The sequence below is a fragment of the Agrobacterium rubi TR3 = NBRC 13261 genome, from assembly GCF_000739935.1.
GTDB classification, from domain to species: Bacteria; Pseudomonadota; Alphaproteobacteria; order Rhizobiales; family Rhizobiaceae; genus Agrobacterium; species Agrobacterium rubi.
The window spans coordinates 70329-90726 of record NZ_BBJU01000016.1 but is presented as its reverse complement, the minus strand read 5'-3'; the positions used below and the strand labels follow the sequence as shown (position 1 = coordinate 90726).

General features: G+C 57.8%; 16 protein-coding genes. 13 read left to right on the top strand and 3 right to left on the bottom strand.

The genetic code is table 11. The features are described from left to right. Positions 1-54: 54 nt before the first annotated feature. The 5 genes from RRU01S_RS13785 (at position 55) to lpdA (ending at position 6957) form a co-directional block, all read left to right on the top strand. The gene (locus RRU01S_RS13785) at positions 55-3051 is read left to right on the top strand and encodes a 2-oxoglutarate dehydrogenase E1 component (protein WP_045230851.1); all 2997 of its coding nucleotides are present in this window, start codon (positions 55-57) and stop codon (positions 3049-3051) included. Positions 3052-3107: 56 nt separating this feature from the next. Then, complete coding sequence (gene odhB / locus RRU01S_RS13780) at positions 3108-4349, top strand: 2-oxoglutarate dehydrogenase complex dihydrolipoyllysine-residue succinyltransferase (RefSeq protein ID WP_045230850.1); 1242 nt, start codon at positions 3108-3110, stop codon at positions 4347-4349. 69 nt (positions 4350-4418) lie between these two features. Beyond that, the gene (locus RRU01S_RS13775; protein ID WP_045230941.1) at positions 4419-4832 is read left to right on the top strand and encodes an MAPEG family protein; all 414 of its coding nucleotides are present in this window, start codon (positions 4419-4421) and stop codon (positions 4830-4832) included. A gap of 11 nt (positions 4833-4843) precedes the next feature. Continuing rightward, positions 4844-5485 carry a LysE family translocator gene (locus RRU01S_RS13770; protein ID WP_045230849.1) on the top strand — a complete coding sequence of 214 codons (642 nt, stop codon included), beginning with the start codon at positions 4844-4846 and terminating at the stop codon, positions 5483-5485. Positions 5486-5550: 65 nt separating this feature from the next. Next, positions 5551-6957 (top strand): dihydrolipoyl dehydrogenase, encoded by a 1407-nt coding sequence (gene lpdA / locus RRU01S_RS13765; RefSeq protein ID WP_045230848.1) that lies wholly within the window; start codon positions 5551-5553, stop codon positions 6955-6957. Positions 6958-7031: 74 nt separating this feature from the next. Here the strand turns inward: lpdA and RRU01S_RS13760 are convergent, their stop codons facing one another. The 3 genes from RRU01S_RS13760 to RRU01S_RS13750 all read right to left on the bottom strand — a co-directional run bounded on the left by RRU01S_RS13760 (position 7032) and on the right by RRU01S_RS13750 (position 11369). Beyond that, positions 7032-9026, bottom strand: coding sequence for a BCCT family transporter (locus RRU01S_RS13760; RefSeq protein WP_045230847.1), 1995 nt, complete (start codon positions 9024-9026; stop codon positions 7032-7034). Between the two features lie 148 nt (positions 9027-9174). Beyond that, positions 9175-10239: a TraB/GumN family protein gene (locus RRU01S_RS13755; protein ID WP_045230940.1), complete on the bottom strand. Its 1065-nt coding sequence runs from the start codon at positions 10237-10239 to the stop codon at positions 9175-9177. Between the two features lie 149 nt (positions 10240-10388). Next, positions 10389-11369: a tyrosine recombinase XerC gene (locus tag RRU01S_RS13750; protein WP_108722648.1), complete on the bottom strand. Its 981-nt coding sequence runs from the start codon at positions 11367-11369 to the stop codon at positions 10389-10391. Positions 11370-11459: 90 nt separating this feature from the next. Here RRU01S_RS13750 and RRU01S_RS13745 point away from each other — a divergent pair, with 90 nt between their 5' ends. The 8 genes from RRU01S_RS13745 to fdhD all read left to right on the top strand — a co-directional run bounded on the left by RRU01S_RS13745 (position 11460) and on the right by fdhD (position 20315). Further along, positions 11460-13691, top strand: a complete 2232-nt coding sequence (locus RRU01S_RS13745) for a primosomal protein N' (RefSeq protein ID WP_045230846.1) — start codon at positions 11460-11462, stop codon at positions 13689-13691. Positions 13692-13758: 67 nt separating this feature from the next. Beyond that, positions 13759-14145, top strand: a complete 387-nt coding sequence (locus RRU01S_RS13740) for an AGROH133_08824 family phage infection protein (RefSeq protein ID WP_045230845.1) — start codon at positions 13759-13761, stop codon at positions 14143-14145. Between the two features lie 260 nt (positions 14146-14405). Beyond that, positions 14406-14972 (top strand): F0F1 ATP synthase subunit delta, encoded by a 567-nt coding sequence (locus RRU01S_RS13735; RefSeq protein ID WP_174003203.1) that lies wholly within the window; start codon positions 14406-14408, stop codon positions 14970-14972. Further along, entirely contained in the window at positions 14972-16501 is a 1530-nt protein-coding gene (gene atpA / locus RRU01S_RS13730; protein ID WP_045230844.1) for a F0F1 ATP synthase subunit alpha, read from the top strand. Before RRU01S_RS13735 ends, atpA begins: the two co-directional genes overlap by 1 nt. A gap of 28 nt (positions 16502-16529) precedes the next feature. Continuing rightward, complete coding sequence (locus RRU01S_RS13725; RefSeq protein WP_045230843.1) at positions 16530-17408, top strand: F0F1 ATP synthase subunit gamma; 879 nt, start codon at positions 16530-16532, stop codon at positions 17406-17408. A 24-nt stretch (positions 17409-17432) separates the two neighbouring features. Then, on the top strand, positions 17433-18890 hold the full coding sequence (gene atpD, locus RRU01S_RS13720; RefSeq protein ID WP_045230842.1) for a F0F1 ATP synthase subunit beta: 1458 nt from the start codon (positions 17433-17435) through the stop codon (positions 18888-18890). A gap of 71 nt (positions 18891-18961) precedes the next feature. Continuing rightward, positions 18962-19372 carry a F0F1 ATP synthase subunit epsilon gene (locus RRU01S_RS13715; RefSeq protein WP_045230841.1) on the top strand — a complete coding sequence of 137 codons (411 nt, stop codon included), beginning with the start codon at positions 18962-18964 and terminating at the stop codon, positions 19370-19372. 109 nt (positions 19373-19481) lie between these two features. Then, positions 19482-20315, top strand: coding sequence for a formate dehydrogenase accessory sulfurtransferase FdhD (gene fdhD / locus RRU01S_RS13710; RefSeq protein ID WP_045230840.1), 834 nt, complete (start codon positions 19482-19484; stop codon positions 20313-20315). The last annotated feature ends 83 nt before the right edge of the window (positions 20316-20398 follow it).

Below are 20398 nucleotides of genomic sequence, written 5' to 3'. Positions count from 1 at the left end.
GCAACGGTCATCAACGGGATTGAGGAGGCGGGCGAATACGTCCGCGAAAGCACCATGGCAAGGCAAGAAGCCAACGAGCAGTTTTCGATCACGTCGTTTCTGGACGGCGCGAATGCAGCCTATATCGAGCAGCTCTATGCCCGGTATGAGGAGGATCCATCCTCCGTATCGCCAGAATGGCAGAGCTTCTTCAAGGGGCTTTCCGACAATCCCGAAGACGTGAAGGCTGCGGCGAAGGGTGCTTCCTGGAAGCGCTCGAACTGGCCGATTGCGGCCAATGGCGACCTGATTTCGGCACTGGATGGCAACTGGGCCACCGTCGAAAAGGCCATCGAAAAGAAGGTTCAGGCCAAGGCGGAAGCCAAGGGCGCTGAAACCGGCAAGACCGTCAGCGAAGCCGAGGTTCTTCGTGCGACACGCGATAGCGTTCGCGCCATCATGATGATCCGTGCTTACCGCATGCGCGGCCACTTGCACGCCAAGCTCGATCCGCTCGGCATCGCCAGCGCCGTCGAGGATTATGACGAGTTGTCGCCGAAGTCCTATGGCTTTGAGGAAAGCGATTACGACCGCAAGATTTTCATCGATAACGTGCTCGGCCTCGAATACGCGACCGTACGCGAAATGATCGAGATTCTGGAGCGCACCTATTGCTCGACGCTCGGTGTCGAGTTCATGCATATGTCGAGCCCGGAAGAAAAGGGCTGGATTCAGGAGCGTATCGAAGGGCAGGACAAGGGCGTTGCTTTCACCGCCGAAGGCAAGAAGGCGATCCTGTCCAAGCTGATCGAAGGCGAAGGCTACGAGCAGTTCCTGGACGTTCGTTTCAAGGGCACCAAGCGTTTCGGTCTGGATGGCAGCGAGTCGCTCATTCCTGCGCTGGAACAGATCATCAAGCGCGGTGGTCAGGAAGGCCTGGAAGAGGTCGTTCTCGGCATGGCCCACCGTGGTCGCCTCAATGTTCTCACCAACGTCATGGGCAAGCCGCACCGCGCTGTGTTCCACGAGTTCAAGGGCGGTTCGTTCAAGCCTGACGATGTCGAAGGTTCCGGCGACGTGAAGTACCATCTGGGTGCATCGTCGGACCGCGAATTCGATGGCAACAAAGTTCACTTGTCGCTGACGGCCAACCCATCTCACCTTGAGATCGTCAACCCTGTTGTCATGGGCAAGGCCCGCGCCAAGCAGGACCAGCTCGCCAAGGCATGGGATGGCGATACCATTCCGCTGTCGGAGCGTGCCAAGGTTCTGCCGCTGCTTCTGCATGGCGATGCTGCCTTTGCAGGTCAGGGTGTCGTTGCTGAAATTCTCGGCCTGTCTGGCCTGCGCGGCCACCGCGTTGCCGGCACCATGCACGTCATCATCAACAACCAGATCGGCTTTACGACGAACCCGGGCTTTTCGCGCTCGTCGCCGTATCCATCTGACGTTGCCAAGATGATCGAAGCGCCGATCTTCCACGTCAACGGTGACGATCCGGAAGCTGTTGTTTATGCGGCCAAGGTCGCCACCGAATACCGCATGAAGTTCCACAAGCCTGTCGTCATCGACATGTTCTGCTACCGCCGCTTCGGCCACAATGAAGGCGACGAGCCGTCGTTCACGCAGCCTAAGATGTACAAGGTCATTCGTGCCCACAAGACCGTTGCGAACATCTATGCCGAGCGTTTGATTGCCGAGGGTCTTCTGACCGAAGGCGAGTTTGAGAAGATGAAGGCCGATTGGCGCGCGCATCTCGAGCAGGAATTCGAAGCTGGCCAGAGCTACAAGCCGAACAAGGCCGACTGGCTGGACGGTCAGTGGTCCGGTCTTCGTGCCGCCGACAATGCCGATGAGCAGCGCCGTGGCAAGACCGGCGCACCGATGAAGCAGCTTAAGGAAATCGGCCGCAAGCTGTCGACCATCCCGGAAGGCTTCAAGGCGCACAAGACCATCCAGCGCTTCATGGAAAACCGTGCGCAGATGATCGAGACCGGCGAAGGTCTGGATTGGGCGATGGCGGAAGCCATGGCGTTTGGCTCGCTGGTCGTTGACGGTCACAAGATCCGTCTCTCCGGTCAGGATTGCGAACGCGGCACGTTCTCGCAGCGCCACTCGGTTCTTTATGATCAAGAGACGGAAGAGCGCTACATTCCGCTGGCAAACCTTGCGCCGACGCAGGCACGCTACGAAGTCATCAACTCGATGCTCTCGGAAGAAGCCGTTCTCGGCTTCGAATACGGTTACTCGCTTGCTCGCCCGAATGCGTTGACGCTTTGGGAAGCCCAGTTCGGTGACTTCGCCAATGGTGCGCAGGTCGTGTTCGACCAGTTCATCTCGTCTGGTGAGCGCAAGTGGCTGCGCATGTCCGGTCTCGTCTGCCTTCTGCCGCATGGTTATGAAGGTCAGGGCCCGGAACACTCGTCCGCTCGTCTGGAACGCTGGTTGCAGATGTGCGCCGAAGACAACATGCAGGTCGCCAACGTTACGACGCCGGCTAACTATTTCCACATCCTGCGCCGTCAGGTGAAGCGCGACTTCCGCAAGCCGCTGATCCTGATGACGCCGAAGTCCCTTCTGCGCCACAAGCGGGCGACGTCTTCGCTGACGGAACTGGGTGGCGAGTCCTCCTTCCACCGTCTTCTGTGGGACGATGCGGAGGTCATCAAGGACGGTCCGATCAAGCTGCAGAAGGATTCGAAGATCCGTCGCGTCGTGCTTTGCACGGGTAAGGTCTACTACGATCTGCTCGAAGAGCGCGAAAAGCGCGGCATTGACGACGTCTACCTGCTGCGCATCGAGCAACTCTATCCGTTCCCGGCCAAGGCGCTCATCAACGAGCTGTCCCGCTTCCGCAACGCAGAGATGGTCTGGTGCCAGGAAGAGCCGAAGAACATGGGTGCGTGGTCGTTCATCGACCCTTATCTGGAATGGGTTCTGGCCCATATCGATGCCAAGTACCAGAAGGTCCGTTACACGGGTCGCCCGGCAGCTGCATCGCCTGCAACAGGCCTGATGTCCAAGCACCTCGCGCAGCTCGCGGCATTCCTGGAAGACGCGCTGGGAGAGTGAAAACTCTCCCACACGCACCCTCTCAAAACCGATATTTGATGAAACGGAACTAGATCATGGCCACTGAAATCCGCGTACCAACCCTCGGCGAATCCGTCAGCGAAGCAACTGTCGGAACATGGTTCAAAAAGGTTGGCGATACCGTCAAGGCCGACGAGCCGCTGGTAGAGCTGGAAACCGACAAGGTAACCGTTGAAGTTCCGGCACCCGCCTCCGGCGTGCTGACCGAGATCGTTGCCCAGAATGGCGAGACGGTTGGCCTTGACGCTCTGCTTGGCCAGATCGCAGAAGGTGCAGCGGGCGCTGCTCCATCCGCACCGGCTGCTGCGCCTGCAAAGGCACCTGAGTCAGCGGCTGCTGCCGCCGCACCAGCTGCTGCCGTTTCGTCTGCTGCGCCAAGCTCCATGCCGCCTGCACCGGCTGCTGGCAAGCTTTTGTCCGAAAACAACCTTTCTGCCGATCAGGTCGATGGTTCCGGCAAGCGCGGACAGGTCTTGAAGGGCGACGTTCTGGCCGCTGTTGCTAAGGGTACGTCTGCACCAGCCGCAGTCCCGGCTGCCGTTGCTGCACCTCGCCCGGTTTCTTCGGAAAGCGATGCTGTTCGCGAAGAGCGCGTGAAGATGACGCGCCTGCGCCAGACGATCGCACGTCGCCTGAAGGACGCACAGAACACAGCCGCGATGCTCACCACTTACAACGAAGTGGACATGACGGCGGTCATGGAACTACGCAATCGCTACAAGGACGTGTTCGAGAAGAAGCATGGCGTCAAGCTCGGCTTCATGGGTTTCTTCACCAAGGCCGTGACACACGCCCTGAAGGAACTGCCAGCCGTCAACGCTGAGATCGACGGCACCGACATCATCTACAAGAACTATTGTCACGTCGGCATGGCTGTCGGCACGGACAAGGGCCTTGTGGTTCCGGTCATCCGCGATGCCGACCAGCGCTCGATTGCAGGCGTTGAAAAGGAACTCGGTCGTCTTGCCAAGGCAGCCCGCGATGGTTCGCTCGGCATGGCCGACATGCAGGGCGGCACCTTTACTATCACCAATGGTGGCGTCTACGGCTCGCTGATGTCTTCGCCGATCCTCAACGCACCGCAGTCCGGTATTCTCGGCATGCATAAGATTCAGGAGCGTCCGGTCGCTATCGGCGGCCAGGTTGTCATCCGTCCGATGATGTATCTAGCGCTGTCCTACGATCACCGTATCGTTGACGGCAAGGAAGCCGTGACCTTCCTCGTGCGCGTCAAGGAAAGCCTTGAGGATCCCGAGCGTCTGGTTCTCGATCTCTGATCGAACTTGCTTTTTCAGTCAGCGGGGTTTCAAGTGAAATCCCGCTGAAATTGTCTCAGGAGCTTGCTTGTGCAACCCACTTTCCTCGCCGCATCACCGTTTCTGCCCCTCATAGGGGTCAGTGTGCTCATTCTTATGGTGCATATCGCGCTGCAGGCCATGATCGCAACGAAAGAGCTTGGTAGCAGCTGGAATGCCGGTCCGCGTGACGATGGCAAAAAAGTGCAAGGCAAACTCGCTGGCCGCGCTGAGCGTGCAGCCTCGAATTTTCTCGAAACCTATGTCGCCTTTATCGCCTTGGCGTTTGGCGTCATCATGGCGGGTGACCCGGTTGGCCTTGCGTTAATTGGCGCATGGATTTGGATTGTCTGCCGCATCGTCTACATTCCGCTCTATCTGGCAGGCATCCCCTATATCCGGTCGCTGGTCTGGGTCGGCTCCATGATCGGGCTCTTGCTCATGCTCTTCGTCTTGCTGTTCTAGGAGGCAGATTGATGCACCAATATCTGATCGAACTTGCATCCTTGATGGCAATCTTCTTTTTCGGGATCATTTCACCGGGTGCCGATTTGGCGATGGTGATGCGGCAGGCTCTTTTGCACGGACGCCGCCAAGCCATCATCACGAGCTTTGGAGTCGGAACGTCTTTGATGTTCCATGTGACCTACACGATCCTAGGGCTCGGGCTGATCATCTCGCAATCCATCTATCTCTTCAACATCGTCAAATGGCTCGGCGTTGCCTATCTGATCTATATCGGCATCAAGGCTTTGCGGGCTGGCAAGATGGAGATGCCAGAGGCCGATGGCGTTGATGTCGTGCAGCAGAAAAGCCAGTCAGGTTTAAAAGCCTTCACGCTCGGTTTTGCTGCCAATGCGCTCAACCCGAAGCCGGTCTTTTTCTTCTTGTCGATCTTCTCGACGGTGGTGCATGCGCACACGCCAGTTCCGATCAAATTCGGCTACGGCTTCGTCATGGCAAGCTGCCTCATCCTCTGGTTCGTCGGTGTCAGCATGTTCATGACGACGCCGCGCATGCGCGCAGCCTTTGCCCGCGCCAGCCAATGGATCGACCGGACCAGCGGCGTCGTGTTCATCGCGCTCGGTATCAAACTGGCAACGGAAAAGTCGGCCTGATTTTTCAGGTCAAACGAAAGTAGGGCGGCTCACGTTGCTGCCCCCAATCTATCAGGAACGAACACATGGCATATGATGTAGTTGTAATCGGCACAGGCCCTGGCGGATATGTTTGCGCGATCAAGGCGGCACAGCTTGGCTTGAAGGTCGCCGTTGTCGAGAAGCGGGCGACCTATGGCGGTACCTGCCTCAACGTCGGCTGCATTCCATCCAAGGCGCTGCTGCACGCATCGGAAGTTTTCGCGCATGTGGCCCATGGCGTCGATAGCCTTGGTATTGAAGTTGCTGCGCCGACGCTCAACCTCGACAAGATGATGGCGCATAAGGACGGTGTCGTGAAGGCCAATGTCGATGGCGTTTCCTTCCTCTTCAAGAAAAACAAGGTCGACACCTTCCAGGGTCTCGGCAAGATCGTGTCTGCCGGCAAGGTGTCCGTCACCAACGATGCGGGTGAGGTTCAGGAAATCGAAGCCAAGAACATCGTCATTGCGACCGGTTCCGATATCGCGGGTATTCCGGGCGTGCAGGTCGATATCGATGAGCAGGTCATTGTCTCCTCCACGGGCGGCATTGCGCTGACGAAGGTTCCAGAAAAGATGATCGTCGTTGGTGGCGGTGTCATCGGCCTCGAGCTCGGCTCGGTTTGGGCGCGTTTGGGCGCCAAGGTCACGGTCGTTGAATATCTCGACAATATTCTCGCTGGCATGGACGGCGAGCTTTCCAAGCAAGCGCAGCGTCTGTTTGCCAAGCAGGGCATTGATTTCAAGCTGGGCGCCAAGGTCACCGCCGTCGGAAAGGCTGGTGATGGCGCCAAGGTTACGTTCGAGCCGGTCAAGGGCGGTGCGGCTGAAACGCTCGACGCCAGTGTCGTGCTGATTTCCACCGGTCGTAAGCCTTTCACTGAGGGTCTCGGTCTGGCGGAAGCTGGCGTTGTGCTGGATAGCCGTGGCCGCGTCGAGATCGACGGTCACTACAAGACCAATGTCGAAGGGATTTACGCCATCGGCGACGTGGTCAAGGGCCCGATGCTGGCACATAAGGCTGAGGACGAAGGCGTTGCGCTAGCGGAAATTCTTGCCGGTCAGCACGGCCATGTGAATTATGATGTCATCCCTGGCGTCGTCTACACTCAGCCGGAAGTCGCTTCTGTCGGCAAGACGGAAGAGGAACTGAAGGCTGCGGGCATCGCCTACAAGGTTGGCAAATTCCCCTTCACGGCCAATGGTCGCGCCCGCGCCATGCAGGTCACGGACGGTTTCGTGAAAATTCTGGCTGACAAGGAAACCGACAAGGTTCTCGGCGGTCACATCCTCGGCTTCGGCGCTGGCGAGTTGATCCAGGAAGTTTCCGTGCTGATGGAATTCGGCGGCTCGTCGGAAGATCTGGGTCGTACCTGCCATGCACACCCGACCATGTCGGAAGCGGTGAAGGAAGCGGCACTCGCCACCTTCTTCAAGCCGATACACATGTAAGCTTTCAAGCCAACAAAAAGGCCGCAGTCTCCACGGACTGCGGCCTTTTTTATGCGTGCTTTTTGCGCGCCGTATTACGTTCTGATAGCGTGAAGATATTGGAAGTGCCTGTCATATTGCAGGAGCACGTCCTGAATGAGCTCTTCTTTCGTAAAGCCCATCACGTCGTAATCCTGCCCGCCATCCGACAGGAAGACTTCTGCCCGGTAATAATACTCGGCTTTCTTGCGGCTGGATTGGCTTTCGAAGAAGCTATACCCAGGCGTCTCATAACGGCGCATGCGGATGCCGTAGATGAACTCCTCCGCTTCTCCCGGCGTAACGGTCAGCTTCAGCCTGTCATCATTGTTGTCCAACTGCGACGTGAGGGAGCGCTTCTCAAGCTCAAGCGCCACGGCTTCCAATGCAGGTGTTGCGGTTTCCTGCAGGAAGCGCTCGGTTTCGGCCTTGCCGGGGTGGTTGAGAATGCCCTGCAACTGTCGCTGCCAGCTTGCCGATTGGCGTGGCCGCAGACTCTGCACCAAGGCATTCTGGCGCAGGCCTTCTTTTTGCAGTCCCTTCCAAAGGCCCCAGCACATCAACAGCATGACGAAAGTGAAGGGCAGGGCACCGGCAATGGAGGCGGTTTGCAGGGCATCCAGTCCACCGGTCGAGAGCAGGATGGCACCGATGACACCAGAGACGATTGCCCAGAATACGCGACGCGCGGTGGGTCCATCCTCGCGTCCGCCCGATGTCAGCGTATCGATGACAAGCGCTGAGGAGTCCGCACCTGTGACGAAGAAGAACACGATCAGCGCCATGGCAAACCACGAGACGTAAACGCCGAATGGAAACTGCTCCAGGAACACGAAGAGAGCGAGAGTGACATCGTTGGCGACCGCTTCAGATACGGCTGTCGTCGCGCCCGTCAGGTGCATGGACAGGGCCGTGTCGCCAAAGACCGTCATCCAGGCGAAGCTGAAACCGGCTGGAACGAGCAGAACACCTGCGATGAATTCGCGGATGGTGCGACCGCGCGAAATGCGGGCGATGAACATGCCGACGAAAGGCGACCATGCGATCCACCAGCCCCAATAGAACAACGTCCAGTCACCCAGCCACTCGCTCGGTCCCTTATCGGGCGCATAGGCATACATGTAGAAGGTGCGCAGAACGAACTGGTCGAGATAGGCACCGAGGTTCTGCACGAAGGCTCGCAGAAGGAATGTCGTTGGACCCATGACGAAGACGAACAGCATCAGGGCAACAGCCATCAGCATGTTCAGATTCGATAGAAACTTGATGCCCTTGTCGAGACCGGTCGCGACGGAGACGGTTGCCATACCGGTGATGACGACGATCAACGGCAGCTGTATCCAGAAGCTGATCGGCCAGCCGAGAACATGGTTGAAGCCAGCATTGACTTGGAGCACGCCGAGGCCAAGGGACGTGGCGACACCGAAGAGCGTGCCGATGACGGCAAAGATATCGACGGCATTGCCGATCGGCCCGTAGATGCGATCACCAATCAGCGGATAAAGCGCCGAACGCATAGTCAACGGCAGACCGTGACGGAACGAGAAATAAGCGAGCGACAGGCCAATGACGGCATAAACGGCCCAGGCGTGCAGACCCCAATGGAAATAGCTGATTTCCATGGCCGTGCGGGCGGCTTCTATGGTGGCGGGATCACCGGTTGGTGGTGCGGTGAAATGCTTGACCGGCTCCGCTACGCCGAAAAAGACCAGCCCGATGCCCATGCCAGCGGCAAACAGCATGGAGAACCATGCGCCGTAACTATAGTCCGGCTCTGAATGATTGGGCCCCAGCTTGATTTTGCCGTGGCTGGAAAAACCCAGATACAGCATGAAGATGAGAAAGACGGCGACGGATAGGAGATAGATCCAGCCAAGCTCGGTAACGATCCAGGATTGTACCGAACTGAAGAATGCTGCGGACCCTTCCGGAACGACCACGCCAGCAATAACGAAGGCCAGTGTCAGCGCGACAGACCATATGAAAACCGGTTTATTGACACCCTCGGTCAAGCCCACGCGTTTTTGGGCGGGCGGTTGCTCCTCAGCCATATCTGTTCCCCTCACGAAATACTGTGTCCAGAACGCAGCGTGTTCCATCGGAACGGGGAATGAATTGCGCGCGAGAAAGTTGCATGCCGCGCGAATCTTTAGATTTAGAATTTTCTAATTTTACAGTGGGTTAGGGCGTTTCTCTGTCTCAATGAACAGCTTTCAGCGTAAAACCCTTGGCACGCAGAAGTTCGACGATGCCGACCTTGCCGGGCAGGTGCAACGCGCCGACTGCCATGAAGACATTGCCTTTTTCCAAATGCGGTCCAGCGCCATCGGCCATGACGTGGTTGCGGTCATCGATGATGCGCTGTTCGAAGGCATCGTAGCCATCCTGGCGCTCGCCGATATTGGCATCGATGTTTTTCATCATCGGCATGATCATGCCTACCTCACCTTTGAGGTAGAGGTCGATCATTGTCGCCATGACGTCTTCCATGCGGTCACCCAGTTGCAGCATGTCGATCAGCGACTGAACGTGGAAGGACATGGGCAGATCGGACAGCGCCTTCATCTGCTCCAGAAGGGTTTCGAGACCCACCAACTGCTTGCCGCCAGCCAATGCGTCATTGGCAAGTTTCATATCCAGAAAGCTGGCGCCGCGTGCCTTGCGGGCAAATTCGCATGCGGGCAGCGCAACGAAACTCGACAAGATCCACGGTTTCATTTTCAAAACGGCGTTCAAGGGAATGCCGCGTTCTTTCAGACCGGCCTCGAGCTTTGCGATATCGTCCTTCGACAGCATGTCGGTGATGGATTTTCCATCGGTGAACATCGTCAATTCCGGCTGTGCAAGCAGCTTTACGGTTGCCTGCTGCTGACTGGTGATTTCATCCGATTCGACGATGACGGTCGCTGCCTTGTCGAAGGCGGCCTTGGCACCTTCCGGCATGGCCAGTACGCGGGGATCGGAAATATGCATGGTGCCGAGCAGCCAGGAGGGTTCTGCGCCAGCCTTCTCGATTTTCCAGAACGTGCCCTTGCCATTCGGGATTGCCTTGGCTTCGGCAATGATCGCGTCATAGCGGGCGGTGTCGTTCTTTTGCATATCCGTCAGAATATCGCTGCCCGCACAGGCAACGGATGGCTCGGCTGCCTGCGCTTCGGAGAGCGACAGGAGGGTCAGCACGAGAACGGCGATGGCGACCACATGCACGGATGCAAACAGCCAAAGCAGCGTGTCACCGACGCGGCCCATCAAAAGTGATGTCATGTTTTGCGGTCTGGAAAGAACAATCATCGAATCACCCCCGTTTCCTGCCATCGCTTATAAGAGCGGGGTTTTGCATGGACGGTTAACGTCTGTGGTTAATAAATCGTTAGTGCTTGGTTCTTTTTAAGCATCGCTGGAAAGCCCCACCTTCATGCGCGTGGATGGGCGTTATCGTAGATTTCGAGCAGCCTTGCGGTATCGACGCCAGTGTAGATTTGTGTGGTGGACAGGCTGGCATGGCCAAGCAGTTCCTGAATGGTACGAAGATCACCACCGCCTGCCAGCAGGTGGGTGGCGAAGGAATGGCGAAGCGCATGCGGCGTTGCATTGTCAGGCAGGCCGAACGCGCCGCGCAATTTCTGCATTTCCCGCTGAATGATGGCCGGTTGAAGCTTGCCGCCGCGCGCGCCGAGAAACACGGGATCGTCTGGGGCCAAGTGGTAGGGGCAAAGTGTACGGTAGGCATCGACGGCTTCCAGAACGACGGGAAGGAGCGGAACGATCCGCATCTTGTTGCCCTTGCCGGTGACGCGCAGGCTGCGGGTGCCCGTGGTCAGGTCTGATGCCGTCAAATCCAGCGCTTCTGAAATGCGCAAGCCGCAGCCATAGAGCAGGGCAAGTACAGCGGCATTACGGGCTGCGATCCATGGCTCCTCGGACAGTTGCGCGTCCGCCGTTGTAATTTTCAGCGCCTGGCGGTCCGTCAGCGGTTTGGGCAGTGATTTCGGCTGTTTGGGTGAGCGCATGGCGGTTGCGCCGGCGGCGTTGACCAGCCCTTTCTTTTCCAGATGGCGCAGGAAAGACCGGAGGCCGGCGAGATGGCGACCGAGCGACCGGGCGCCGTCGCCGTGCTTACGGCGCGCGGCCAGAAAGGCACGCAGATCGACTGGACGCAGATTGCTGACATCCTTGATGCGTGTGGGATGCCCGAGATAGCCGGTCATGAACATCAGATATTGTCTGGTATCGCGCTCATAGGCCTCCAGCGTATTTTCCGCCAGCCGCCGTTCACTTTCGAGCGAAGACAGCCACAGCTGCCGTTCGTTCAAAAGGTCCTGATCGGCAAAGGTGAGGATATCATCCAAGGCGCTTGTCCCATTGTTTCCGTTCGATCCTAAGGCATGTGTCATCTGCATTTGGTTAAAATGCAGATGACATGGCAGGCTCGTCTCCGCTAAAGGTTCCCTTTCCCGATTCCAGAGGGCATTGTCGCCAGCATCATGGCAAAAGATTCGACCGATCTGTTCGGGGCGCTGTTTGATCAGCGCAAGCCCGCTTCGTCTGAGCCTGTTTCGGCTGTGCCCGTTCTGGTCCCTTTGCCGGCACCGGGACCGTATAGTTACGCGGTGCCGCAAGACATGGTGGTCGAGCCGGGTTCGGTGGTGCAGGTGCCCTTGGGTCCACGGCAGGTCATTGGGGTGGTCTGGGATAAAAGCGATGGCTCGACCGTCGATCCGAACAAGCTTCGGCCCATTACGAAAACCTTCGATTGCCCGCCGATGCGCGAGGAAATGCGCCGTTTCATCGATTGGGTGGCAGCCTATACGCTGTCGCCACCCGGTCTTGTGGCGCGCATGGCGCTGCGTGCGCCTGCGGCTTTCGATCCCGAACCGATGATCGAAGGTTTGCGGCTGACGGAAGCGCGCCCTGAACGGCTGACGCCTGCGCGCGAACGGGTGTTGGAGCTTGCCGCAGAAGGGCACGCCTGGACCAAGAGTGGGCTTGCCAATGCCGCCGGTGTCTCTACAAGCGTCATCGAGGGTCTCGCCAAGCAGGGGATTTTCGAAAGCGTCTTCCTGCCTGCCCCCGCCGTGGTGGCCGAGCCTGACCCTGACTATACTGAGCCCCGTCTTGAAGGTCCGCAAAAGCAGGCCGCATCTGAAATTCTGGAAGATGTGAAGAAGGGTGGCTTTGCGGTCTCTCTGATCGACGGCGTCACCGGCTCCGGCAAGACGGAAGTCTATTTCGAGGCTGTGGCCGAGACCTTGCGGCAGGGCAAACAGGTGCTGATCCTGCTGCCGGAAATCGCGCTGACAGCGTCATTTCTGGATCGTTTTCAGGATCGCTTCGGCTCCAAGCCAGCCGAATGGCATTCCGATCTTTCGCCACGCATGCGTGAAAAAGTCTGGCGTCAGACGGTGACGGGCGAGGTGCGTGTCGTTGCCGGTGCACGGTCTGCGCTCTTCCTGCCCTTCGATAATCTCGGCCTGATCATTGTCGATGAGGAGCACGACCCGGCTTACAAGCAGGAAGATCGTGTCTATTATAATGCCCGTGATATGGCGGTTGTTCGGGCGCGGATCGCGGATTTTCCGGTCGTGCTCGTGTCAGCCACGCCATCTGTCGAAAGCCAGGTGAACGGCACGTCTGGCCGTTACAACACCATTCATCTGCACACGCGTTTTGGCGATGCGGCGATGCCGGACCTGCATCTGGTCGATATGCGCCGCCATCCGCCGGAGAGAGGCGGCTTCTTGTCGCCTGTCTTGCTGCGTGGCATTGCCAAGACCATGGATAAGGGCGAGCAATCGCTGCTGTTTCTCAACCGGCGTGGTTATGCCCCGCTGACGCTATGCCGCGTTTGCGGTCACCGCTTTCAGTGCCCGCAATGTTCCAGCTGGTTGGTGGAGCACCGCTTTCGCAGCCAGTTGCAGTGCCACCAGTGCGGTCACAACCAACCGACGCCGGATCATTGCCCGGAATGCGGCACCTTCGATCATCTGGCGGCCTGCGGTCCCGGCGTGGAGCGCATTGCCGAGGAGGTGGAGAAACATTTTCCCGAGGCGCGCACCATCGTGCTGTCCTCTGACCTGATGGGCGTCAAGCGGTTGCGGTTGGAGCTGGAGGCCATCGTCAAAGGTGAGGCGGATATCGTCATCGGTACGCAGCTCGTGGCGAAAGGGCATAACTTTCCGCTGATGACGCTGGTGGGTATCGTTGATGCGGACATCGGTTTGGCCAATGGTGATCCGCGCGCGGCGGAGCGGACGTTCCAGCTTTTGTCGCAGGTCACAGGACGTGCGGGACGAACGGGCCTGAAGAGCCACGGCCTGTTGCAGACCTATCAGCCGCAACATCCGGTCATGCAGGCCATCGTGTCTGGCGATGCTGCCGCCTTTTACGAGCGGGAAGTTATCGAGCGGGAAAAAGCCTTGCTGCCGCCGTTCGGGCGGTTGGCATCGGTCATCATTTCCGCCGACACGCGGGCAGAGGCCGAAACGCATGCGCGTGGTTTGCGGGCGTCAGCCCCTCCTGCCTCCGGTATCATGCTGCTTGGCCCGGCCGAAGCACCGCTTGCATTGATCCGCGGGCGTTACCGGTTCCGCTTGCTCGTCCACGGCAAACGCAATTCGGACATGCAGTCCTTCATGCGGGCCATGCTGGGCAGCGGGCCGAAGGAGCGCGGATCGATCCATGTGCAGGTCGATATCGATCCACAAAGTTTTCTCTGACCTTCTTTCGATGATCTCTGCGCCATGCCATAAGGCGGCAGGGGAATACTGATTTGGGGACGATCATATGGAATTTTATTTTCCGACAGAGTTTGGCGAACAACTGGCCTTTTCGGCCGCTGCCGTTTCCGCCATCATCGGGCTTGTCATCATGTTTGCACCGGGGCTGACGTTTCGGCTGTTCGGTCTGAACTATCTGACGGAACGCCGTGATGGTCTGGTGCTGCTGCGCTCATCGCTTGCCGGGTTCTATCTGGGCTTCGGGGTAAGTGCCCTGCTTCTGGCGCAGCCGATGGTGTACCTTGCGTTCGGGATATCCTTTGCCATCGCCGTCTTCGGCGCGCTCCTCTCGATTCTGTCGGATGGAGGCGCAACTGTACGAAATTGCCTACTTATGGTTGTGCATTTAATGCTTGCCGCACTTCCGCTCCTGTACGTTTTTGGATGGGTCTGAGAGGCTGTTGGGGGCAAAATTGCCCGTCACCGTCGTCTTTCTTGGGTGATGTCGGAAAATTTAACGCCATCCCTCTTGCCCAAAAGACAGTTTCCGTTACTACGCGTGTTGCGAGTCCCGGCATCCTATGCTAGACGGACCGCGAAATCGAGATAAGGCAGGGGGGAATTCCGGCCTTTTTCGGGGAAATTGAAACGATTTCAAGAATTTGGAAAGCTGAACAATCGGCCCCGTCTTCTTGGACGATTAGCAGGGAAAGAGTGCGCGTGGCAGATACCTCCCATGGAACATCCGGTGTAGCGGAAAGGTATGCGTCGTCGCTTTTCGAGCTTGCCTTGGAAGCGGGTGTCATTGACGCGGTTGGTGCCGACCTCGATAAGTTTCAGGGATTGCTGGACGAAAGCGACGATCTGAAGCGCCTGGTTGCGAGCCCCGTCTTTTCGGCGAAAGAGCAGACCAATGCGATTTCCGCCATTGCAGAGAAGGCTGGTATCACTGGCCTCACCGCAAACTTTCTGAAGGTCGTTGCTGGCAATCGCCGTCTGTTTGCCGTTCCCGGCATGGTCGTTGCCTATCGTGAATTCGTTGCCGCTCATCGCGGTGAGATTACTGCCGAGGTTACCTCGGCCCATGCGCTGGACGAAGCGCAGGAAACTGAACTGAAGGCGGCGCTGAAGAGCGTTACTGGTAAGGATGTGAAGGTCGTTCTGACCATCGATCCATCCATTCTTGGCGGTCTCATCGTCAAGGTTGGTTCGCGCCAGACCGATACGTCTCTTCGCACCAAACTTTCCACCCTTAAGCTTGCACTGAAAGAGGTTGGCTGATGGATATCCGCGCCGCGGAAATTTCCGCAATTCTAAAAGACCAGATCAAAAATTTCGGCAACGAGGCAGAAGTCTCGGAAGTCGGCCAGGTGCTTTCCGTCGGTGACGGTATTGCCCGCGTTTACGGCCTCGACAATGTTCAGGCCGGTGAAATGGTCGAGTTCCCAGGCGGCATTCGCGGCATGGCCCTCAACCTCGAAAACGACAACGTCGGTGTTGTTATTTTCGGTTCTGACCGTGACATCAAGGAAGGCGACACCGTCAAGCGGACCGGCGCCATCGTTGACGTTCCTGTTGGGCCAGAGCTTCTCGGCCGTGTGGTCGATGCTCTCGGCAACCCGATCGACGGCAAGGGTCCGATCAACGCAACGCGCCGTTCGCGTGTTGACGTCAAGGCACCCGGCATCATCCCGCGCAAGTCGGTTCATGAACCGATGTCGACCGGCCTCAAGGCTATCGACGCTCTGATCCCGGTTGGTCGCGGCCAGCGCGAACTTGTCATCGGCGACCGCCAGACCGGCAAGACCGCGATCATTCTCGACACCATCCTGAACCAGAAGGCCATTCACGATAACGGCCCTGACTCTGAAAAGCTGTATTGCGTTTACGTCGCTATCGGCCAGAAGCGTTCGACGGTTGCCCAGTTCGTGAAGGTTCTGGAAGAGCGTGGCGCTCTTCAATATTCGATCATCGTTGCTGCAACGGCTTCCGATCCTGCTCCAATGCAGTATCTGGCACCGTTTGCTGGTTGCGCGATGGGCGAATATTTCCGTGATAACGGCATGCATGCGCTGATCGGTTACGATGACCTTTCCAAGCAGGCTGTTGCCTACCGTCAGATGTCGCTTCTTCTGCGTCGTCCTCCGGGCCGCGAAGCTTATCCTGGCGACGTTTTCTACCTGCATTCCCGTCTGCTCGAGCGCGCCGCCAAGATGGGCGACGATGCTGGCAATGGTTCGCTGACGGCTCTGCCTGTCATCGAAACGCAGGGTAACGACGTTTCTGCGTTCATTCCGACCAACGTGATCTCGATCACCGACGGCCAGATATTCCTTGAAACCGACCTGTTCTATCAGGGTATCCGTCCGGCTGTTAACGTCGGTCTGTCGGTGTCTCGCGTTGGTTCTGCCGCTCAGATCAAGGCCATGAAGCAGGTTGCCGGTTCGATCAAGGGTGAGCTTGCCCAGTATCGTGAAATGGCAGCATTCGCCCAGTTCGGTTCCGACCTCGATGCCTCCACACAGCGCCTGCTGAACCGTGGTGCACGTCTGACCGAATTGCTCAAGCAGCCACAGTTCTCCCCGCTCAAGACGGAAGAACAGGTTGCCGTGATCTTCGCTGGTGTTAACGGTTACCTGGATAAGGTCGCTGTTGCTGATATCAGCAAGTTCGAGCAGGGTCTGCTGTCTTACCTTCGTTCCGAAGGCAAGGACATTCTCGACACCATCCGCACGGAAAAGGCTGTTAGCGATGACACCAAGGGCAAGTTGAAGACTGCTCTTGAGAACTTCGCCAAGTCTTTCTCCTGATTAGCCTCGTGACTGGGACGGATAACGGATGCCTTCACTAAAGGATCTGAAAAACCGCATAGCCTCCGTAAAGGCGACGCAGAAGATTACCAAGGCGATGAAAATGGTCGCCGCGGCGAAGCTTCGGCGCGCCCAGGAAGCTGCGGAGGCCGCCCGGCCTTACTCGCAGCGCATGGGTGCCGTTCTTGCCAACATCGCTCAGGCGGTAGAGGCAGACGTTGCTCCGGTTCTGATGACCGGTACGGGCAAGGACGACGTGCATCTGCTCGTCGTCTGCACGGCTGACCGTGGTCTTTGCGGTGGTTTCAATGCGCAGATTTCCCGTTTTGCCCGTGATCGTGCCCGCAAGCTGATTACAGAAGGCAAGACGGTCAAAATCATGACTGTCGGCAAAAAAGGCTACGATAGCCTGCGTCGCGAATTCTCGTCCAACATCATCGAGCGCATCGAATTGCGTGACGTGAAGCGGGTGGGTTTCGAGAACGCCGACGGTATCGCCAAGAAGATCATCGCGCGTTTCAACGCCGGTGAGTTCGATGTCTGCACGCTGATCTATTCCGAGTTCAAGTCGGTCATCAGCCAGATCCCGACGGGCCTGCAGCTTATTCCTGCTGCGGCACCTGCGGTCGAGGTCGAGCAGTCTGCAACGACGGCGATTTACGAATACGAGCCGGATGCGGCTTCCATTCTGGAAGACCTTATTCCGCGCAACATTTCGGTTCAGGTTTTCCGGGCTCTGCTCGAAAACGTGGCTGGCGAAATGGGTGCCAAGATGAGCGCGATGGACAACGCCACGCGCAACGCCGGTGAAATGATCAACAAGCTGACGCTTTCCTATAACCGTCAGCGCCAGGCTCAGATCACCAAGGAACTGATTGAAATCATTTCGGGCGCGGAAGCGCTCTGAGGTTAAGGAAAGAGGGTAAGGATAATGGCTAAGGCAGCTACCCCAAAGAAAACCGCAGCGATCACTGGCGCGACCGGCAAGGTTACGCAGGTTATCGGCGCTGTTGTCGACGTGGCGTTCGAAGGCGACCTGCCTGCGATCCTCAACGCGATTGAAACTGACAATAACGGCAACCGTCTGGTTCTCGAAGTTGCGCAGCACCTCGGCGAAAATGTCGTGCGTACAATCGCCATGGACTCGACCGAAGGTCTGGTTCGCGGTCAGGCCGTTCGTGACACGGGCGCTCCGATCACCGTCCCCGTTGGTCCTGAGACGCTCGGCCGTATCATGAACGTCATCGGCGAGCCGGTTGACGAAGCAGGCCCGTTGGTCACCTCCGGCATGCGCGCCATCCACCAGGAAGCACCTTCCTACGTCGAGCAGTCCACAGACGGCCAGATTCTGGTCACCGGCATCAAGGTCGTCGACCTTCTCGCTCCTTACGCCAAGGGCGGTAAGATCGGCCTGTTCGGCGGCGCCGGCGTTGGCAAGACCGTTCTGATCATGGAACTGATCAACAACGTTGCCAAGGCGCACGGTGGTTACTCGGTGTTTGCTGGCGTGGGTGAACGTACCCGCGAAGGCAACGACCTTTACCACGAAATGATCGAATCCGGCGTGAACAAGCTGGGCGGCGGCGAAGGCTCCAAGGCTGCGCTCGTTTACGGTCAGATGAACGAACCACCAGGCGCGCGTGCCCGCGTTGCCCTGACGGGTCTGACCATCGCGGAAGACTTCCGCGACAAGGGCCAGGACGTTCTGTTCTTCGTGGACAACATCTTCCGCTTCACGCAGGCTGGTTCCGAAGTGTCGGCTCTCTTGGGCCGTATTCCTTCCGCTGTGGGTTATCAGCCAACGCTGGCAACTGACATGGGCCAGATGCAGGAACGCATCACCACCACGACCAAGGGTTCGATCACCTCGGTTCAAGCAATCTACGTGCCTGCCGACGACTTGACCGACCCTGCACCAGCAACATCGTTCGCCCACTTGGACGCAACGACGGTTCTGTCGCGTTCGATCGCTGAAAAGGGTATTTACCCGGCTGTTGACCCGCTCGACTCAACGTCGCGCATGCTTGACCCGATGATCGTTGGCGAAGAGCACTATGAAGTTGCCCGTAAGGTTCAGATGACCTTGCAGCGCTACAAGGCTCTCCAGGACATCATCGCCATCCTCGGTATGGACGAACTGTCTGAAGAAGACCGTCTGGCCGTTGCGCGCGCTCGTAAGATCGAACGCTTCCTGTCGCAGCCGTTCTTCGTCGCTGAAATCTTCACCGGCGCCCCAGGCAAGCTGGTTGCTCTTGAAGACACGATCAAGGGCTTCAAGGGTCTCGTCAACGGCGAGTACGATCACCTGCCTGAAGCTGCTTTCTACATGGTTGGTTCGATGGAAGAAGCCGTCGAAAAGGCCAAGAAGATGGCTGCTGAAGTCGCCTAATATCGAAAAGAAGGCGCGTGGTTTTTGCACGCGCCTTTGTCCGTCGCGCAACGAAAAAGAAGTGAATAGCCATGGCCGACAGTTTCAAATTCGAACTTGTTTCTCCGGAGCGCCTGCTTGTTTCCGAGACGGTCACTGAAGTTGTCATTCCGGCTACGCTCGGCGAGATGACGATCCTGCCGAACCACGCGCCTGTCATGACCACGATCAAGCCAGGTCTCGTGACGGTGAAGTTCGCATCCGGCGAGACGCACAAATATGTCGTCTTTGGTGGTTTCGCAGACATCGTTCAAAGCGGTTGTACGCTTCTGGCCGAATCCGCAACGGCTGCCGACGATATCACGCCTGACGATTTGCAGAAGCGGATCGATGCTGCCCGGTCGGAAATCGAAGATGGCAATCATCATCATGAGCATCTGACCAAGCTCGAGAAGCATCTCTATGAATTGACGAACCTGCATGAGGTTCTCGTCGCCGCTTGAAAGCACCGGGCGGGTTCTTAAAGAACGACTGCCCACAAAGCGGACACTTGAAGCGGCCTCATGGGCCGCTTTTTGTATTTGGGACGCGGGAATTACTCGGAGGTTTATCATGTCGATGACGCCAGCATATCGCGCGGTCAAGCGCATCTCCCGTCGCGACGGTCTGGTGACCGTTGGACAGCGTGATGTTCCCGAAGAGGTTCCGGTCGCGTTTTCCTATGGTGGCTCTACCCATGCCGTGATGATGGCATCACCGGTCGATCTCGAAGATTTTGCCGTCGGCTTCAGCCTGACGGAAGGGATCATCATCGAGCCATCGCAAATCGAAGCCATCGAGGTGGTCCATACGGAGCAGGGCTATGATGTGCAGATCACGCTGTTTGACGAGCAGGCGGATGCGTTGCGGCTTCGCAGGCGTCATATGGCTGGCCCGGTCGGATGCGGATTGTGCGGTATCGAATCCATAGAGCAGGCCGTGCGCCCAATCCCTGACGTCTCAACGGTGCAGCTTGCTTTGAGCGCTGATGATCTTGTTGCCGCGATGGATGCGCTTCATCAGGCGCAACCGATCTTTCGGCAGACGCGCGGCGTGCATGGCGCTGGTTTTTTCAGTCGCGAAAAAGGCTTGATTGCAGCGCGCGAGGATGTCGGGCGGCACAATGCGCTGGACAAGCTTGCTGGCGCCGTGCTTCGCAACGGAAATTCAGGTGCAGCCGGTGCAGTCGTCGTCACCAGCCGTATCTCGGTGGAAATGGTGCAGAAGGCGGCGATCCTCGGCAGTCCCATTCTGGCGGCAGTCTCCGCGCCCACAGCGCTTGCCATCGAAACTGCCGAGAAGGCCGGGATGACACTGGTTGCGCTTGTTCGTGGTGAGGATCTCGAAATATTCACGCGCCCCGACCGTATCACGATAAACGGGCTTACAACCGAATTGGGCGATTAACGGCATCATTCATTTTGCTTTCCGTTGCAGCTTTGATATTCGTCAATCCAACATTGCTTTGATGTGGCGCGACCGATGACGTC

Bases quoted from the DNA above. Each gene is read 5' to 3' on its own strand.
- RRU01S_RS13785 (WP_045230851.1), top strand. From the start codon at position 55: ATGGCAAGGCAAGAAGCCAACGAGCAGTTTTCGATCACGTCGTTTCTG.
- odhB (WP_045230850.1), top strand. From the start codon at position 3,108: ATGGCCACTGAAATCCGCGTACCAACCCTCGGCGAATCCGTCAGCGAA.
- RRU01S_RS13770 (WP_045230849.1), top strand. From the start codon at position 4,844: ATGCACCAATATCTGATCGAACTTGCATCCTTGATGGCAATCTTCTTT.
- lpdA (WP_045230848.1), top strand. From the start codon at position 5,551: ATGGCATATGATGTAGTTGTAATCGGCACAGGCCCTGGCGGATATGTT.
- RRU01S_RS13760 (WP_045230847.1), bottom strand. From the start codon at position 9,026: ATGGCTGAGGAGCAACCGCCCGCCCAAAAACGCGTGGGCTTGACCGAG.
- RRU01S_RS13755 (WP_045230940.1), bottom strand. From the start codon at position 10,239: ATGACATCACTTTTGATGGGCCGCGTCGGTGACACGCTGCTTTGGCTG.
- RRU01S_RS13750 (WP_108722648.1), bottom strand. From the start codon at position 11,369: ATGACACATGCCTTAGGATCGAACGGAAACAATGGGACAAGCGCCTTG.
- RRU01S_RS13745 (WP_045230846.1), top strand. From the start codon at position 11,460: ATGGCAAAAGATTCGACCGATCTGTTCGGGGCGCTGTTTGATCAGCGC.
- RRU01S_RS13740 (WP_045230845.1), top strand. From the start codon at position 13,759: ATGGAATTTTATTTTCCGACAGAGTTTGGCGAACAACTGGCCTTTTCG.
- atpA (WP_045230844.1), top strand. From the start codon at position 14,972: ATGGATATCCGCGCCGCGGAAATTTCCGCAATTCTAAAAGACCAGATC.
- RRU01S_RS13725 (WP_045230843.1), top strand. From the start codon at position 16,530: ATGCCTTCACTAAAGGATCTGAAAAACCGCATAGCCTCCGTAAAGGCG.
- atpD (WP_045230842.1), top strand. From the start codon at position 17,433: ATGGCTAAGGCAGCTACCCCAAAGAAAACCGCAGCGATCACTGGCGCG.
- RRU01S_RS13715 (WP_045230841.1), top strand. From the start codon at position 18,962: ATGGCCGACAGTTTCAAATTCGAACTTGTTTCTCCGGAGCGCCTGCTT.
- fdhD (WP_045230840.1), top strand. From the start codon at position 19,482: ATGTCGATGACGCCAGCATATCGCGCGGTCAAGCGCATCTCCCGTCGC.